Origin of the sequence: Caballeronia terrestris, from assembly GCF_001544515.1 — a bacterium.
Lineage (GTDB): Bacteria > Pseudomonadota > Gammaproteobacteria > Burkholderiales > Burkholderiaceae > Caballeronia > Caballeronia terrestris.
In genome coordinates this window covers 273,689-289,931 of sequence record NZ_FCOL02000001.1, presented here as the reverse complement: position 1 = coordinate 289,931, position 16,243 = coordinate 273,689, and the positions used below count along the sequence as shown (strand labels likewise).

Sequence of the window (16,243 nt, the reverse complement as noted above, 5' to 3'; positions counted from 1 at the left end):
CGGCGAATTGCTCCGACGAACCGCCGCGCGCATTCCCACCCCGCGTGCAACAATGAAAACGCGCATCCGACCAACGAGGAGTGCGGCAAGTGATACACGTTTCACCAGCGGCGATCACGGCGTGGGGCGGCGAGGCCGTCTTCGCGAACGTCCTTCTGACGCGTCTTGGCGTGCCGGTTCCGGCCGTGCCGGTGCTCGTGCTGGCGGGCTCGGCGATCGCGCACGGCACGCTCTCGTTCACGCACGTCCTCGTCGCTGCGGTGCTCGCGGCCATGATCGGCGACGGCGTGTGGTTCACGGCGGGCCGCGTCTACGGGCGTCCGCTGATCAACCGCCTCGCGCGTTTCTCGCTATCCATCGATACCAGCGTCCAGACGACGCGCGCCCTCTTCGAGCGCTTCGGCGCGCCGATCATGGCGATCTGCAAGTTCGTGCCTGGCCTGGCGCTCATTACGCCGCCGCTGATGGGCACGACGCACATTCCGACGAAGATCTTCGCAACCTGGGACTCGATCGGCGTGGTGGCGTGGGCGTCGTTCTGGCTGCTCGGCGGCGCGCTCTTCAGCCGTCAATTGGCGCAGCTCGTGCAGACGGTCGAAGCGCACGGCGCAACCGTTGTCGACGTGCTCGCGGCGCTCGCGCTGCTGTACCTCGCGTATCGATACGTGCGGCGCTGGCGGTTGCGAAAATGGCTGGATGACCGCTGCGTGTCGGTCGATCAGCTCGACCGGATGATGCACGCGAAGTCGCCGCCGGTCGTGCTGGATGCGCGGCTCGCGACCGAGGTCGGGCAGGAGCCGTACCGGATTCCGGGTGCGTCGATGTTCGATCCGCACGCGCCCGACGTCGGCACGATCGAGCGCGTGGTCGTCGTGTACTGCGCGTGTCCGAACGACGCGGCGGCGAAGATGGTGTGCGCACGGCTGCATCGCGAGGGGTTTCTGCACTCGCATGCGCTCAGAGGCGGGCTCGATGCGTGGGTCGCGCGGGGGTATCCGGTGGAGCCGGTGCTGGCGCATGGCGGCGGTGCACTGGAGCCATCGCTCGCGCGGCAATGATTGGCTTCGCCCTCGCTAGAGGGACGAAGCCAGCAAGTCAGGCCGAGAGCCCGAATGCCATCAACACGAACCGCAGCCCGAGCAGGCAGGCGGACGAGCAGAGCGGCAAGCCGATAGTTACAGCGGCACAGCGCAGGCCGATGAGGCGGATCGCAGACCACAGCCAGAGCACGGCAAAAAGCGGCCCGGCCACCGATTGCCTGATCGTGTTCATTTTCGTTCCACCACGACTTCGAGATACTCGCTCGGCAACACGAGCGTCCCGTCGCCGGAACGGTTCCGGCTGTCCATCAGCGCTGTCAGGTCCTGGGTGAATGCCGCCTGCCGTTCGCCTTCGAGTGCGGCGAACGCCTTGTTCATCGGGCCGTAGTACGTGCGGAACACTTCGATGAAGTGCGCCGGCGACCGGTAGCGGAACATGAACTCGCGGCTCGTCGCGCGGATGTCGCGGGCGCTGTCGCCGAAGAGTTCCGCGAGCCGTTCCTTCGTGCCCCACAGCGCCGGCGATTTCACGCCCGTCGGCGGTGCAATGTGCTTGCCGATCGTCTTGAACACCTGTCCGATGAAGCTGTCGGGCGTCCAGTTGGCAAGGCCGATCTTCCCGCCCGGCCTGCACACGCGCGCGAGTTCGCGCGCCGCCAGTTCCTGGTTCGGCGTGAACATGACGCCGAAGGTGGACAGCACCACGTCGAACGATGCATCGGGGAAGGGCAGCGCTTCCGCGTCGGCTTCCTGGAACTGCACGGGCAGGCCTTCGGCCTCGGCGCGCGCGCGGCCTGCATCGAGCAGCGACGAGACGTAGTCGGTCGAGGTCACGTCGCAATAGCGGCGCGCGGCGGCGAGCGTCGCGTTGCCGTTGCCCGCGGCGACATCGAGCACGCGGCTTCCCGGGCGCAGGTCGAGCGCTTCGCAGAGGTCCTCGCCGACGATCTGCAGCGTGGTGCCGACGACGGCATAGTTGCCCGTCGACCACGCGACTTGCTGACGGGCCTTGACGGCGGCGAGATCGGCGGCGGGCGAGAAGGAAGATTGGACTGCGGACATGTTTGCTCCTGAGAGAGGCGAAATGGCGGCGATGCGAGCGCGCATCGGGATACCGCCTGTTATGGTGTCGCCGCGGACTTCGCTTGCCTGTCTGCCCGCGCGGCGGGCGGGCCAAATCACATCAGACCGACTACTCGGCGACCCTGTATCCCGAGCCGCCCATTTCCTTCGGCAGGTCCCTCATTTTCGGCAGGCCGTCGCGCATAGGCAGCGTCGTTTCCTGATAGTGGACGTGCACGCATGCGTCGTAGGGAAAGTCCTCGATGACTGCCGCGTAGACATCGGTGAGGCCGAGCCCGGGATGCTCGGTGAAGAGATGCCCGCCGCAGTTCCTGCACCACTTGCGATAGCTGTGCGGCGTCTTGTTGTAAGTGCCGACATGATCCGCGCCGCGCGTGATCGTCACCGCTTCGGGCTTCCACAACGTGAAGGCGTTGACCGGTCCCGCCGACCAGCTACGGCACGACTCGCAATGGCAATAGCCCATGCCGGCGGGCGTGCCCGTAACCGTGAATTGCACTTCGCCGCAAAAGCATTGGCCTCGATAACCGTTCTTTGAACTCATGGTGTGGCTCCTCGATGGTTCGCATGGGTCGTTCGCGAGTCCAGCGTATTTGCCTGCGTTGTTGAGGATTCGCGTGAGTGCTAGTATCAGCGCGGCGGTTGTATCGATGAATGACTAGGCGTCCAGATCTCTTGCCACGGACGCCGGAACTGGCGAGCCTTCGTCATGGATGCCTTATCCGACGTTCTTCGCGTCGTGCGCCTCGGCGGCGCGGTCTATCTCAACGGCGACTTCACCGCGCCCTGGTGCCTCTACGGCCAGGCGGACGCGGCGCTGTGCGCGGCGTTCCTGCCGCGCGCGGAACGGGTCGTCTCCTATCACCTGATCACCGAGGGAAGCTGCTGGGCGAGCCTCGCGGACGATTCCTCTTCGGCGATTCGCGTCGATGCCGGCGAGCTCCTCGTCGTGCCGCAAGGCGAGGCGCACCTGATGGGCAGCGCGCTCGATCTCGCACCCGCGCCGACGGGCCATCTGCTGTCGAGCCAGCTCGAATCGGCGCCGGGGCAGGTGATGAAGCTGACGTACGGCGGCGGCGGGGCGCGCACGCGGCTCGTCTGCGGCTTTCTCGCCTGCGACGACACGCTGAGCAATCCGGTGCTTTCCGCGCTGCCGCGCCTCTTCAAGATCGACATGCGCAACGATCCGCGCTCGGCGTGGCTCGAATCGTCGCTGCAATTCGCGGCGGCGGAGGCGGCGGACTGGCGCGTCGGCAGCGCCATCGTGCTCGCGCGCCTTTCAGAACTGCTGTTCGTCGAGGCGGTGCGGCGCTGCATCGATGCGCTGCCCGCCGATCGCAAGGGCTGGCTCGCGGGTGTCGGCGACCGTTTCGTCGGACGCGCGCTCGCTATGCTGCACGCGCAACCCGCGCATTGCTGGACCGTCGATGAACTCGCGAAGAAGGTGGGGCTCTCGCGCTCGGCGCTCGCGCAGCGCTTCACGCAACTGCTCGGCCAGCCGCCGATGCAATATCTCGCGCGCTGGCGGCTCCAGATCGCGGCGCAGGAACTGCTCGGCGGGCGCAAGTCGCTCGCGGCGGTGGCGGAGCAGGTGGGTTACGAGTCGGAAGCTGCGTTCAACCGCGCGTTCAAGCGAGAGTTCGGCATGCCTCCCGCTGGGTGGCGCAAGAGCCATGGCGCGGGGGATCATGGCGATGCGGGTTCCGAGGTGGCTCCAGAGGTCGCGATCGTGCCCGCCGCGGAGTCGGCTGCGGGGGAGACGCGAGTCTAGTTGCGCGTCTCGTGACGCGCGCACCCGATCACTGAGATGCGCTTTCCGATGTGCCACGGGCAGGGGTATTCGTGCCAATCGCGCGCTTTCGGTCTCGTGTCGCGGCGCAGCGGATTACGCTGATGCGCCCTCAACAGTGGCACTCGTGCAGCCAGCAGCGTCCTGAGCGAGATTCACGTCACGGCGCGGCGACCACGCCGACGCGCCCTCCAAGGCGCCCCCAACAGCCGAAACCGCTTCCACCAGCCTCGTGACATCGCATGAAATAAGTTTGCTAGAGACCCGCCCGGCGCGTTCTTCTATAGTCCATTCCGTCGCCACGCAACGAAGCGAAGTGGCCCGAACCGCCAAGGACATACCGTGAAGCTCACCTCGTCTGTCATCCCGAACGTCGTTTCCTCCGTCACACTGCGGCGCTTCGTTCTCGCCGCCACGGCCGCCGTGGTCGCGCTGGCGAGTGCGCCGGCATCGGCGGGATGGGCGCAGCACGGCACGATGTCCACCTCGCGCGGCGTCTACAACGGTGCTCACTACGGCGCGTGCGGCGGCGGAAGCTGCTCGCATGCGGGCGGCGTCGAGGGTCCGTGGGGCGGCGTCGCGACCAATACCGGCACCGTGACGCGCAATGCGCCCGGCCAGTTCTCTAACTCGGGTACCGCGACCGGCCGCTACGGCAACTCGGTCCAGCACAACGGCGACACGAGCTGCGCGGGCGGCACCTGTTCGCACAACGGCAACCTGACTGGCCCCGACGGCAAGACCGCCACGACCGACGGCTCCGTCACGCGCAACGCACCGGGCCAGTACTCGTCGTCGGGGACGATCAACGGCGCGAACGGCAACACCGTCAGCCATTCGGCATCGACGAATTGCGCAGGCGCTTCATGTTCGCGCTCGGGTACGGCGACCGGCAACGACGGCGGCACCGTCTACCACTCCGGCACCGCGACGCAAGTTGCGCCGGGCGTCGTGACGACCTCCGGCAGCGTGACGGGCGTGCATGGCAGCACCGTCACCAGCAGCGGCGTGGTGACGACCAGCAGCGTCACCACGGTGGGAGTAAGCACCGCGCCGGTCGTGGTCGTGCCGCCGCCTGCGGTGTATGTCCCGCCGCCGCCTCCGCCGTCGACGGTCGTGGTCGTGCCGCCGCCTGCGGTGTATGTCCCGCCGCCTCCGCCGCCGGCCTTCGTGGTCGTGCCGCCGCCGCCCGCGCCGCATGTGGTGTATGTCGCGCCGGCGCCGCATGTGGTCTACGTTGCGCCCGCGCCGCGTCCGGTTGTCTGGGTGCCAGCGCACTGGGTCGGCCGGGTGTACATCCCCGCGCACTGGGCGTGAATTTCACGCGCACCTCCTGGCCCGGCGCCACGTTGTGTACCTTCCCGCCCACTGGGTGTGAAGACGTGCCGCGATTATTCGGTTGATTCGACATCTCTGTTCTCTTCGATCGCGTTTTTCTTCAAGCGTGTATGAAGTAGCATCAAACGATGCCTCACCACTCTTCAGGAGCCGAACCGAATGCAGACGCAAAGCAGGGTCGTAAAAATTCCGGGGCCCGACCACCCGATCGATATCGCTCCGACGCAATCGCGCGTCGTGGTCAAGGCCGGCGGCCGCGTGATCGCCGATACGCGCGACGCCCTGACGCTGCGCGAAGCAGCGTATCCCGCGGTGCAATACATCCCGCGCAAGGACATCGACATGTCCGTGTTCGAGAGCACGACTCATCAGACGTATTGCCCGTACAAAGGCGAGGCCTCGTACTACAGCGTCGCGGCGGCTGGCGAGCAGGGCGCTAACGCGGCGTGGTCGTACGAAACGCCCTATGAAGCGGTCGCTGAAATCGCGGAGCATCTGGCGTTCTATCCGGACCGCGTCGATTCGATCGAGGTCATCGAGGGCTGAGTTCACCAAGCGATGCCCCGCTGCGATCGAACGTAAAATAGCGCGACCGCACAGGCTTACGAAGGCATCCGCTTGACTCAGGCACAACAGGGTTTCCTACTGACCCGACATTGGCGCGACACGCCCGCCGGCACGGAGGTCGAGTTCTGGCTCGCCACCGACAGCGGCCCGCGCCGCATCCGTCTCGCACCGCAGCCATCGGTCGCGTTCATTCCGGCTGAACAGCGGACGCGCGCGGAATCGATCATCGGCGGGGCGCGAGGCGTCGAACTGCGGCCGCTGCCGCTTTTCGACTTCCAGCATCGGCCTGTGCTCGGGCTGTATTGCCAGCAGTATCGGCAACTGTCGAACCTCGAAAAGTCGTTGAAGGATGGCGGCGTGCAGGTCTACGAAGCCGATGTCCGTCCGCCCGAGCGCTATGTGATGGAGCGCTTCATCACGGCGCCCGTGCGCTTCAGCGGCACGCCGAACGGCGACGGCCCGCTGCTCGACGCCGAACTGCGGCCTGCGCCGGAGTATCGTCCGCGGCTCGCGGTCGTGTCGCTCGATATCGAAACGAGCGAGCGCGGCGACCTCTATTCGATCGCGCTCGAAGGATGCGGCGAGCGGCAGGTCTACATGCTTGGCGAGCCGAACGGCGATGACACCGGCCGCGACTTCGACCTCGAATATCTCGCCACGCCCGCACAACTTATCGAGCGCCTCAACGACTGGGTGAAACGCCACGATCCCGATGCGATCATCGGCTGGAACCTCGTGCAGTTCGACCTGCGCGTGCTGCAGAAAGAAGCGGACCGTTATGGCGTCGCATTGCGCCTCGGACGCGACGGAAGCCTCGTCGACTGGCGTGAGCACGGGATGAAGCAGAACCACTTCTTCGTGTCGGTGGCGGGGAGGCTCATCATCGACGGGATCGAAGCGCTCAAGTCCGCGACGTGGAGCTTTCCGTCGTTCAGTCTCGAATACGTGGCGCAGGCGCTGCTCGGCGTGGGCAAGTCGATCGAGAGCCCGTATGCGCGCATGGACGAAATCAACCGACGCTTCGCCGAAGACAAGCCGGCGCTTGCGCGCTACAACCTGAACGACTGCGAACTCGTCACGAAAATCTTCGCGAAGACCGAGTTGCTGACCTTCCTGCTCGAACGCGCGACGGTCACGGGGCTGGCCGCGGATCGCAGCGGCGGGTCGGTCGCGGCGTTCACGCATCTGTACATGCCGCGCATGCATCGCGCGGGATTCGTCGCGCCGAATCTCGGCGACGTGCAACTCGAATCGAGCCCCGGCGGCTTCGTGATGGATTCGAAGCCCGGCCTCTACGATTCGGTGCTCGTGCTCGATTACAAGAGCCTCTATCCGTCGATCATCCGCACGTTCCTGATCGATCCGGTCGGGCTCGTGGAGGGGCTGCGCCATCCCGGCGATAACGAATCCGTGCCGGGCTTTCTCGGCGCACGTTTTTCGCGCACGCGGCACAGTTTGCCGGCGATCGTCGGACAGGTGTGGGAAGGGCGCGAGGCTGCGAAGCGCCAGCACAACAAGCCGCTTTCGCAAGCGCTCAAGATCATCATGAATTCGTTCTACGGCGTGCTGGGATCGAGCGGATGCCGCTTCTTCGATCCGCGTCTCGCGTCGTCGATCACGATGCGCGGCCACGAGATCATGCATCGCACGCGCGAGCTGATCGAAGACGCGGGCTACGACGTTATCTACGGCGACACCGATTCCACCTTTGTGTGGCTCAAGCACGCGCATACGGAGGAGGACGCGCAGCGCATCGGCGGCGCGTTGGTCGAACGCGTGAACGGATGGTGGCGCGAGCACCTTCGTGAAGCGTTCGGCCTTGAAAGCGCACTCGAACTCGAAGTCGATACGCACTATCAACGCTTCCTGATGCCGACGATCCGCGGTGCCGAGCAGGGCAGCAAGAAGCGCTATGCCGGGCTGATCGTCGATGCGAACGGCAACGACGAGATGGTCTACAAGGGCCTCGAATCGGTGCGCACCGACTGGACGCCGCTCGCGCAGCAGTTCCAGCAGCAGCTTTATCTGCGCATCTTCAAGGGGCAGGCGTATCAGGACTTCGTGCGCGATTACGCGGACCGCACGCTCGCTGGCGACTTCGATGAACTGCTCGTGTATCGCAAGCAGCTTCGCCGGCGTCTCGACGATTATCAGCGAAACGTGCCGCCACACGTGCGCGCGGCGCGCCTGGCCGATGAGCACAACCGGCGGCAGAACCGTCCGCTGCAGTATCAGAACGGCGGCTGGATCAGCTATGTGATGACGGTCGCGGGACCCGAGCCGGTGGAAGTGCAACGAGCGGCGATCGACTACGATCATTACCTCACGCGCCAGCTCCAGCCGGTGGCCGACGCGATCCTCCCGTTCCTGCGCGACGACTTCTCTAGCCTGATGTCGGGACAGAAGGAACTCTTCTAATGGCACGCGCATTCGCGCGACGGAGCGTCCGATGATCGTACTTTATTCATACCCTGATCTCTTTGGCGTCGAAGACAACAATCCCTATGGCCTGAAGATATTCGCGTTCCTGACGCTCTGCGGGCTGCCGTTCGAACATCGCCATATCCTCGATACGAAGCTCGCGCCGCGCGGACAGCTTCCCTATATCGACGACGACGGCGCCATCATCGGCGACAGCGATGCGATCGTCGCGCACCTCAAGCGCAAGTACGATCCGCCGATCGATAAAGCGCTCACGTCCGCGCAAGAGAACCTCGATCTGCTGGTGCGCCGCACGCTCGACGATCTCTACTGGGTCATGTCGTACTCGCGCTGGCGCGATCCGCGCTACTGGCCGACCTTCCGCGATACGCTGCTCACGACGCATCCCGACATCACCGCCGAGGCACTCGAAGGCGCGCGCAAATACAACTTCGAGCGCTATCACTATCAGGGCATCGGCCGCTTCGAACCGGACGATGTGTACGCGCGCGGCATCGCCGACCTGCGGGCGGTGGCGAACCTGATCGGCGACGCGGGATTCATGTTCGGCGCGCAGCCGTCGGGGATCGATGCGACGCTTTACGGCTTTCTTGCCAACATCTATTTCTACGATATCGATACGCCGCTCAAGCAATTCGTGCTGTCGCAGCCGAAGCTCGTCGGGCATGTTCGTGTAATGCGTGCGGCGTTAAAGCAGACGCCCTAAGTCGAACGCACGTTCGAGAATTCCTGCGCCGTTGGCATACGCTATATTCTGTCGTATATTACGCGGGTACATGTGAGGCCTCCATGCGCCTCGCTCATCAACGCCCGGACCCGAAATCATGATGGAAGCGCCGCCGTTTCGCCTCGCACGCTCGCTGAACATCGGTCCCGCCGACTCACGCATCTCGCGCGATGCGTGCTGCCAGCCTGCGCCGACGCCAGCGCGCGCGCTGCATCGGCGCGTGCGTCTTTCCGAACTCGATTCGCATCTGCATTGCTCGATCATCGGCACGTGTCTCAGCACGAGCGAATTGAGGAAGCTCGTGCCGAAGTACGCCGACATCGACCGACGGCAGGCGTGCGACCTGGAGATTCATCACACGGCCGTCGAACTCGCGATGGCCGATGGCCCCGCGAGCAAGGCGCTGCACAAGGCGCTCGACGAACGCTATGCCGGTGCGATTCGGCAGTTCGAACAGGCGCGCGATCCGGAAGCCGTGCTGGCGCTATGGAACGAAGCGCGCGCGAGCGGCGACATCTCGCCGGCCTACTGGGCGCTGATGACGCATCCGCAATCGACGATCGAAGTGCGGCAGGTGGCGTTCGGTGAACTGCACATGCTGTCGCATCTGGTTGGTGCGGCGAATCGCGCGGATATCCGGCGGCTCGTCGCGCTCGAAAAAGACAACGCGGCGCTCAAGGACAAGGTCGAGCGCCAGCAAAATCGATTGCAGGAAATGGCCGCGGAACGCGATAACGCGATGCGCGACCTGGCGGCCCAGGCGACGCAGAGTGCTCCGCGCGAGCCGCAATCCGAACTCGAAGCGCAGGTGCTGGGCCTGAGAGAAAAACTGGAAGATTGCGAACGGCGCCTGGCGCTGCATACGAGCCGCCGTGAAGTGGCCGAGCAACGGACGATCCAGGAGCAGGAGGCCGCGCGCGTGCTGCGCGAGCGTCTTGACGAAGCACACGCGCTGCATAGGATCATGCAGGCCGAATCGCAGGCGCTGGAAGGCGCGATGTCGATGCAGCCTGACGAAGCCGACACGCGTCGCGGCGCCTACGCGTGGATTGCGGATAGAAGAATCGTCTATGTCGGCGGAAGGCCGGGATCGAACGCTGCGCTCAAGAGGCTGGTGGCATCGGTGGGCGGGGAGCTGATCGTTCACGATGGCGGCGTCGAGGACCGCAAGGGCCTTCTCGCCGCGACATTGCCGGGCGCCGATCTCGTCGTGTTCCCGGTCGATTGCATCGATCACGATTCGATGTCGATGCTCAAGCGCGTGTGCGAGCGTCATCAGGTGCGCTACTACCCGCTGCGGACCGCGAGCGTGGCGAGCTTCGTCGAATTGATGACGCGTCTCGCGCCGGATCGCGAAGCCCGCGCGAGCACGCCGCCAGCGTCAGCCTTCTGCCTCCGACACGGCTAAACGCGCCGCTATCGGATCAACTTCGTCAACGCGGCGATCTGTGCGGCGCACGCCGCCTGCGCTTCAGATTCGACCTCGCGATAAAGCCGGACGATGTTCTCGCCGACCGGCGTGAGCGCACATCCGCCGCCGCTTTGTCCGCCCTGCTCGGAGATGGTCGCGGGAGACTTGAGCGAGCGGTTCAGCTCGTCGATGAGCAACCACGCGCGCCGGTAGGACATGCCGAGACTGCGCGCGGCAGCCGAGATCGAGCCGTGTTTCTGCACGGCTTCCAGAAGATCAACCTTGCCCGGCCCGAGCGCGACGGTGTCGCCGCTCTTGATGCGCATTCTGAAGCGCACTTCGGCGCGCCTTCGGGAGGCGGTCTGTTTGGTCTTGACGGAAGTGATCATGCCCCAAAGCATACACGATGGGGCTCACAGGCTGATCGCGCGCCGACTGTATCGGAGACGCCACGCATTGGAAGGATCGAGTTTACCGGTCGATTACAAAACGCTATATTCCCGGAAATATAACGACCACTTGCCCCAAGCCTAACTCCAAGCTTCACACAACGAAGAGAACACCAGTGAAGAAACAGGTAATGATGGCCGCTGTGCTCGGCAGCGTCGGCGTGAGCGCGCATGCGCAAAGCAGCGTGACGCTGTACGGCATCATCGACGCGGGCCTCACCTACGTGACGAACGCCGCGACACCGACGGGACACGACCATCTGTTCAAGTACGGCGACGGCGTCGCGCAAGGAAGCCGCTGGGGCCTGCGTGGCACGGAAGACCTGGGCGGCGGATTGAAGGCGCTCTTCGTGCTCGAAAACGGCTTCAGCTCCGGCGACGGCACGCTGCAACAAGGCGGCGCGCTCTTCGGACGCCAGGCGTACGTTGGCGTTGCGAAGAACGACGTGGGCTCGATCACACTCGGCCGCCCGTACTCGTTCTCGACGGACTTCCTCGGCGGCAACTACACGATGGGCAGCCAGACGCCCGCCGGCAACTACGCGTACCACATCAACGACCTCGACCAACTGACCGCGAGCCGCATCAACAACTCTATCAAGTTCAGCAGCGCCAACTTCGCGGGCCTGACCTTCGGCGGCATGTACGGCTTCTCGAATCAGGCGGGCTCGTTCGCCGGATCGCCGACGACGACCGTCGCCGGCACGACCACCCAAGGCTCGTCGAGCGCGTACAGCTTCGGGCTGAACTACGCGGCCGGAGCGTTCGGCATCGGCGGCGCATACACGAACATCCGCTTCCCGAACGGCGCGACGCCGGCGTTCAGCGTGAGCATCGCGAACGTGAACACGGGCGGCTTGCGCGACCTTGAAACATATGGTGTCGGCGCACGCTATTCGATCGGCGGGGGTGTGATCTGGGGCAACTGGACGCACACGAAGTTCGAGCCGATCACGGCCGCGACGTCGACGCTGAACAACTACGAAATCGGCGGTAAATACTCATTCACGCCGGCGTTGAGCGCGGGTCTCGGCTACACGTTCTCGAAGCTCGACGACAACTTCTCAGGCAAGTGGCATCAGATTAACAGCGTGGTGGACTACGCGCTTTCCAAGCGCACCGATGTCTACGCGCTCGCGATCTATCAGAAAGCGTCGGGCAGCAACACGGTCGCCGGCCGCGAGGTTCCGGTGCAGGCGGAAATCGGGTCGAGTTCGAGCTTCATCGGCAATTCGGGTGCGGGCGCGAACAACCAGTTCGCCGCGCGCATCGGCTTGCGTCACAAGTTCTGAGCGACAGTTTCCGAACGATCAACTGATCTCCTTGGCAACGACGTCCGATTGCCATTTTGAGCGCTGCGGCAGCCATGCCCGCAGCGCTTTTTTTTATGGCCGCGTGCTATCGGATGGGTAACAATGCGCGAAGTCTTCGCAACCGGGGCAGCCGGGCGCGTGCGTGACGGGCCGTCCATGCGCGAGCGCGACCTCCTGTGCCAGAAATTTCTTCCAGCGCAAATTCTTCACGTTGCGCACGATCAAGTCGGGATAGTGGCGCTGCAGGATAGCCGTCACGTCGTCGCGGCCGCTCAGTCCAAGGTCGCGCCAGAGATGATCGGGGCGCAGGCACGCGGTCGCGATGATCGTCGCGAGGCAGTATGCGTCGGCGGCGCGTTTCATGGCGGTGACGTCATATTTCAACAGCAGCGCGCGCAACTCGCTCACGAACGGCCAATGCGGCGACCACAGCATGGCGCTCGGAGTATCGACTCTCGTTTGTCCGTGCGGGAAATGCCGTGAGATCAGCGCGTCGACTTCTGCGCGGCTCAGGCCGAGCAACAATAGCTCGCCCGCGTCGAGTCGCGCACCGATCAAACGCGCGAACGCGATTGTATCGGCGGCGGGGGGATCGTTCGCGCGTTCTAACAGTGCGCTCGCGGCGCTCACGGCACCACCGGCGCTCCGAGCACGATCGCATTGACGCCCGCGAGGCGCTTGATATGCCGCGGCGCCCGCACGTTATCGCCGTCGGACACGAGCACGGGGAGGTCTTCCGCATCGATCGGTTGATCCGCGCAGGAATACGCGATCAGCACGCGATCGCCGATCGGCGAATTGAACAGCTCGTGCCACGAGAACGTGACCGCGTAGCCGTCGTGCCCATAGGCAAGGAACACGGTGCGCTTGAAGTCCGCGTTTCCCGGACGACGCACGCCCGCCGCATCGAGCAGCACGCGCAACTGCACGCCGCGATAACTGCCGACCGTACGAATGAACCGGCCGCTCGTGAAGCAGACCAGATCGAATGGTTCGAGCGACACGCTCTCGTATTCGCGCAAGGCGGCGATATCGAAGGAAAGCGGCCGTTCGACGGTCCCGCCGATCGTCAGAACCGGTTCTGCGGAAATAATCGAGGCTGAATCGTTCATGGGCAAACTCGCTGGGAACGCCGATTAGAGTGAAAGCGACAACGCGATATATGCGAGGATATTACGGACAATGCGTCGATACCATGATTTTGCGGGCATGTCCTTCATGTCGCGCCCCGCATAAAGCCGCACAACGAAAAAACGGAGACGTTCGATGAAAGGATCGCTGCTTGCCTGCGCGGTGTCGCTTTGGCTCGCCGGGTGCGGCTCGCCGGGGCCGCACGGTGCGGCGCAGTCGATCGCGCTCGATGGCGCGCCCAACGGCGTGGCGGTGCGGTCGTCCGACGGCGCGATCTTCGTCACCGACGACGCGGCCGGCGCGATCGTCGTGTCGCGTGATGCGGCACGATTTGCGACTTATGCCGCGATTCCCAATGATGGTGCGCCGCGCAATAGTCTCAGCCAGATCGCGACAGGCGCGGACGGCGATCTCTTTGTGACGCGCTTCGGCTTCGGAACGGCGAGTGCGATTTTTCGCGTGGATGCGTCCGGTGACGTTTCGCTTGCCAGCGGAATTCATCCCGAGCGCAGGCGCCTGGGTCTCGTCGTGCTGAGCGGAACGGAATGGCTGTCGAGCTGGTTCGTGAAGCAGGGCGAAGGCGGCGTGAGTCTCGTCACAAGCGGTACCGAGCGCGATCTGGTCACGGGCCTCGGCAAGCCCGTCGGCATCGCGGTATCGGGCAACACGCTCTACATCACGGATCAGACGAATAACCGTGTCGTGAAAGTCGATTTGCAAGCGGCGCTTGGCGCTTCCGCACCGGTTGCGGCGACCGACGTCTTCGCGGCCGTGCCGTCGCCGGACCTGCTAGCCGCATCGCCCGATGGCACGCTTTATACGAAATGCGGCGAACACGGCCTGTGCCGCATTTCGAAGAACGGCGACACCACGGCGCTCGCCACGGATTTCGATGAACCGCGCGGAGTCGCCGTCGATGCGGTGCGCAAGCGCCTCCTAGCCGTCGATCGCGCGCGGCGCCCGGACCGGCCGAGCCGTCTGCGGATCATCCCGCTCGACTAAACCAGCCTCAAGCGGCTCAATCGATCGCAATAATCACGCTCGACGCCTTGAACACGGCGCTCGCGGGCGTGCCGGCGGCGAGGCCGAGCCGCGTGGCGCTGTCATTGGTGATGATCGCGGCGATCTGCAGGCTGCCCGCCGAGATCGTCACTTCGGTGTTGACGGCGCCGGTTTTCACGTTCGCGACGGTGCCGGTCAGCACGTTGCGCGCGGAGATCTTGGCGGGATCGCTGTCGACCATGACGAGCACAGACGATGCCTTGATCAGCGCCGACGCCTTCGAACCGACGGCGAGCCCAAGCGACTTCGTGCTTTCCTGCGTGACGACGGCAACGAGCGTGGAGCCGTCGACGCCCAGTGTGATCTCATCGTTGACGGCGCCAGATTTGATTTCCTTGATTTCGCCGGAAAAATGGTTGCGGGCGCTGGTTTTCATGACCTTGTTCTCCTGGGTAGTGTTTTTGCTTGTCCGGCAAATGGTCGACACGTATCTCGCGATGCCGGTGCGATACTTTAGCAAAGCAGCAGGTAACGCAATCAAACTCACAGGAACGCGCGATGGACGGTCCCGAAGTCAGGCTGACGAATTCGCTGCAATATCGGCTTTCGCTGTGGCTCGCCGCGGCGATCCTGATCAGCGCGCTCGCCGCCGGCGCGTTCTCGTTCGGCGCGGCTTTTTGGGAGGCCAACCAGATCCAGGACGGCCAGTTGCACGAGGTCGCCGCACTCGTAACGAGCGATAACATCGACGTGATGGCGCGCGGCTCGGCGCACTACGTGCCGACGATAGAGCCCGAAGCCAAGGTGATCGTGCAACGCTTTCCCGACCACGAGCAGATGCATGGCGCGCTCTTTGGCCTCCCGCCCGGGCTCGCGGACGGCATCCACACCGTGCCGATCGGCGGGCTCGAATGGCGCGTCATCCTGAAGACGATCGATGCGCATACGCGCGTTGCGGTCGGCCAGCAGACCGCCGACCGCAACGAAATCGCGCGCAACAGTGCGGTCGCGACGCTGATTCCGTTCGGCGTGCTCGTGCCCGTGCTGCTCGCGATCGTCGCCGTGCTTGTCAGGCGCATGTTCAAGCCGCTCGCGCGACTCGCGGCCGAACTGGACAGCCGCTCCGAGCACGACCTGGCGCCCGTCGCCAGCCCGCTCGATGCGTGTCTTCCCACCGAGATCACGCCGTTCGTCGTGGCGAACAATCGTTTGCTCGCGCGCGTGGCGCGGGCGGTGGAACTGCAACGGCACTTTGTCGCCGATGCCGCGCACGAACTGCGCTCGCCGCTCACGGCGCTCTCGCTGCACGCGGAGCGGCTGGAGGCGACCGACATGTCCCCGCAGGCACGCGAGCGCCTCGCGACGATGCGCCAGAGCATCGCCCGCACGCGCGCACTGCTCGAACAGTTGCTGACGCTCGCGCGCGTGCAGGACGCGCCCCAAGCGAAGCTCGCGCGGGTATCGGTCGAGAGTGTGATCCGGCGCATCCTCGAAGACCTGATACCGATCGCGCAGGCCCGCAATCTCGACATCGGTGTAGTGGGCGACGTGAACGCCGTCGTCGAGACGAGCGAGAGCGATCTCGCGACGATGCTAAAGAACCTCGTCGACAACGCGATTCGCTATACGCCGCCCGGTGGCCGCATCGATTTGTCGGTGCAGACGGAGCACGGCGTCACGTCGATCCTGATCGACGATACCGGCCCCGGTATTCCTGCAGCAGAGCGCGAACGCGTTTTCGACCGTTTCTATCGCGTGCTCGGCAGCGGGCAGTCCGGCTCGGGGCTCGGCTTGTCGGTCGTGCAGACGATCGCCGCGCGACTCGGCGCGCGCGTCACGCTCGGCGATGCGCCGTGGGTGCCAGGTGAGACCGGCTTGCGCGTGGCCGTCGTGTTTCCGGCGGCCATAACGCAGCACGAGTCGAAGGCGGAGTCCGCGACGATCGACTGAC

The 16,243-nt window shown here is 64.8% G+C and carries 17 protein-coding genes; 10 read left to right on the top strand and 7 right to left on the bottom strand.

The window, feature by feature from the left end:
* Window positions 1-89: 89 nt before the first annotated feature.
* The gene (locus AWB67_RS01365) at window positions 90-1,058 is read left to right on the top strand and encodes a VTT domain-containing protein (RefSeq protein WP_159964763.1); all 969 of its coding nucleotides are present in this window, start codon (window positions 90-92) and stop codon (window positions 1,056-1,058) included.
* 37 nt (window positions 1,059-1,095) lie between these two features.
* Here the strand turns inward: AWB67_RS01365 and AWB67_RS40710 are convergent, their stop codons facing one another.
* From AWB67_RS40710 to AWB67_RS01355, 3 genes are all read right to left on the bottom strand, one after another.
* The gene (locus tag AWB67_RS40710) at window positions 1,096-1,272 is read right to left on the bottom strand and encodes a hypothetical protein (protein WP_159964761.1); all 177 of its coding nucleotides are present in this window, start codon (window positions 1,270-1,272) and stop codon (window positions 1,096-1,098) included.
* A complete protein-coding gene (locus tag AWB67_RS01360) occupies window positions 1,269-2,102 on the bottom strand; it encodes a class I SAM-dependent methyltransferase (protein WP_087654420.1) in 834 nt (277 codons plus the stop codon). The genes AWB67_RS40710 and AWB67_RS01360 overlap by 4 nt, the downstream gene beginning before the upstream one ends.
* A 130-nt stretch (window positions 2,103-2,232) precedes the next feature.
* The gene (locus tag AWB67_RS01355; protein WP_087654419.1) at window positions 2,233-2,667 is read right to left on the bottom strand and encodes a GFA family protein; all 435 of its coding nucleotides are present in this window, start codon (window positions 2,665-2,667) and stop codon (window positions 2,233-2,235) included.
* Between the two features lie 165 nt (window positions 2,668-2,832).
* On the opposite strand from AWB67_RS01355, the gene AWB67_RS01350 reads away from it, so the two are divergent.
* The 6 genes from AWB67_RS01350 (at window position 2,833) to AWB67_RS01325 (ending at window position 10,394) form a co-directional block, all read left to right on the top strand.
* Window positions 2,833-3,894 carry an AraC family transcriptional regulator gene (locus AWB67_RS01350; RefSeq protein WP_087654418.1) on the top strand — a complete coding sequence of 354 codons (1,062 nt, stop codon included), beginning with the start codon at window positions 2,833-2,835 and terminating at the stop codon, window positions 3,892-3,894.
* Between the two features lie 360 nt (window positions 3,895-4,254).
* Entirely contained in the window at window positions 4,255-5,229 is a 975-nt protein-coding gene (locus AWB67_RS01345) for a hypothetical protein (RefSeq protein ID WP_235024996.1), read from the top strand.
* 180 nt (window positions 5,230-5,409) lie between these two features.
* The gene (locus AWB67_RS01340) at window positions 5,410-5,796 is read left to right on the top strand and encodes a DUF427 domain-containing protein (protein ID WP_087654417.1); all 387 of its coding nucleotides are present in this window, start codon (window positions 5,410-5,412) and stop codon (window positions 5,794-5,796) included.
* Window positions 5,797-5,868: 72 nt separating this feature from the next.
* Window positions 5,869-8,235 carry a DNA polymerase II gene (locus AWB67_RS01335; RefSeq protein WP_087654416.1) on the top strand — a complete coding sequence of 789 codons (2,367 nt, stop codon included), beginning with the start codon at window positions 5,869-5,871 and terminating at the stop codon, window positions 8,233-8,235.
* Window positions 8,236-8,266: 31 nt separating this feature from the next.
* Window positions 8,267-8,965: a glutathione S-transferase C-terminal domain-containing protein gene (locus AWB67_RS01330; RefSeq protein ID WP_087654415.1), complete on the top strand. Its 699-nt coding sequence runs from the start codon at window positions 8,267-8,269 to the stop codon at window positions 8,963-8,965.
* 121 nt (window positions 8,966-9,086) lie between these two features.
* Complete coding sequence (locus AWB67_RS01325; RefSeq protein ID WP_087654414.1) at window positions 9,087-10,394, top strand: DUF2325 domain-containing protein; 1,308 nt, start codon at window positions 9,087-9,089, stop codon at window positions 10,392-10,394.
* 8 nt (window positions 10,395-10,402) lie between these two features.
* Here the strand turns inward: AWB67_RS01325 and AWB67_RS01320 are convergent, their stop codons facing one another.
* Complete coding sequence (locus AWB67_RS01320; RefSeq protein ID WP_087654413.1) at window positions 10,403-10,723, bottom strand: winged helix-turn-helix domain-containing protein; 321 nt, start codon at window positions 10,721-10,723, stop codon at window positions 10,403-10,405.
* A gap of 254 nt (window positions 10,724-10,977) precedes the next feature.
* On the opposite strand from AWB67_RS01320, the gene AWB67_RS01315 reads away from it, so the two are divergent.
* Complete coding sequence (locus AWB67_RS01315) at window positions 10,978-12,138, top strand: porin (RefSeq protein WP_374729791.1); 1,161 nt, start codon at window positions 10,978-10,980, stop codon at window positions 12,136-12,138.
* Window positions 12,139-12,231: 93 nt separating this feature from the next.
* On the opposite strand, the gene AWB67_RS01310 is transcribed toward AWB67_RS01315, so the two are convergent.
* Entirely contained in the window at window positions 12,232-12,789 is a 558-nt protein-coding gene (locus AWB67_RS01310; protein WP_235024995.1) for a nitrogen fixation protein NifQ, read from the bottom strand.
* A complete protein-coding gene (locus AWB67_RS01305) occupies window positions 12,786-13,271 on the bottom strand; it encodes a molybdopterin-dependent oxidoreductase (RefSeq protein ID WP_087654411.1) in 486 nt (161 codons plus the stop codon). Before AWB67_RS01305 ends, AWB67_RS01310 begins: the two co-directional genes overlap by 4 nt.
* A gap of 154 nt (window positions 13,272-13,425) precedes the next feature.
* Here AWB67_RS01305 and AWB67_RS01300 point away from each other — a divergent pair, with 154 nt between their 5' ends.
* Window positions 13,426-14,292: an NHL repeat-containing protein gene (locus AWB67_RS01300; protein WP_087654410.1), complete on the top strand. Its 867-nt coding sequence runs from the start codon at window positions 13,426-13,428 to the stop codon at window positions 14,290-14,292.
* A 16-nt stretch (window positions 14,293-14,308) separates the two neighbouring features.
* On the opposite strand, the gene AWB67_RS01295 is transcribed toward AWB67_RS01300, so the two are convergent.
* Complete coding sequence (locus AWB67_RS01295) at window positions 14,309-14,728, bottom strand: TOBE domain-containing protein (protein ID WP_087654409.1); 420 nt, start codon at window positions 14,726-14,728, stop codon at window positions 14,309-14,311.
* A 122-nt stretch (window positions 14,729-14,850) separates the two neighbouring features.
* Here AWB67_RS01295 and AWB67_RS01290 point away from each other — a divergent pair, with 122 nt between their 5' ends.
* Window positions 14,851-16,242, top strand: coding sequence for an ATP-binding protein (locus AWB67_RS01290; RefSeq protein ID WP_087654408.1), 1,392 nt, complete (start codon window positions 14,851-14,853; stop codon window positions 16,240-16,242).
* Window position 16,243 lies beyond the last annotated feature (1 nt).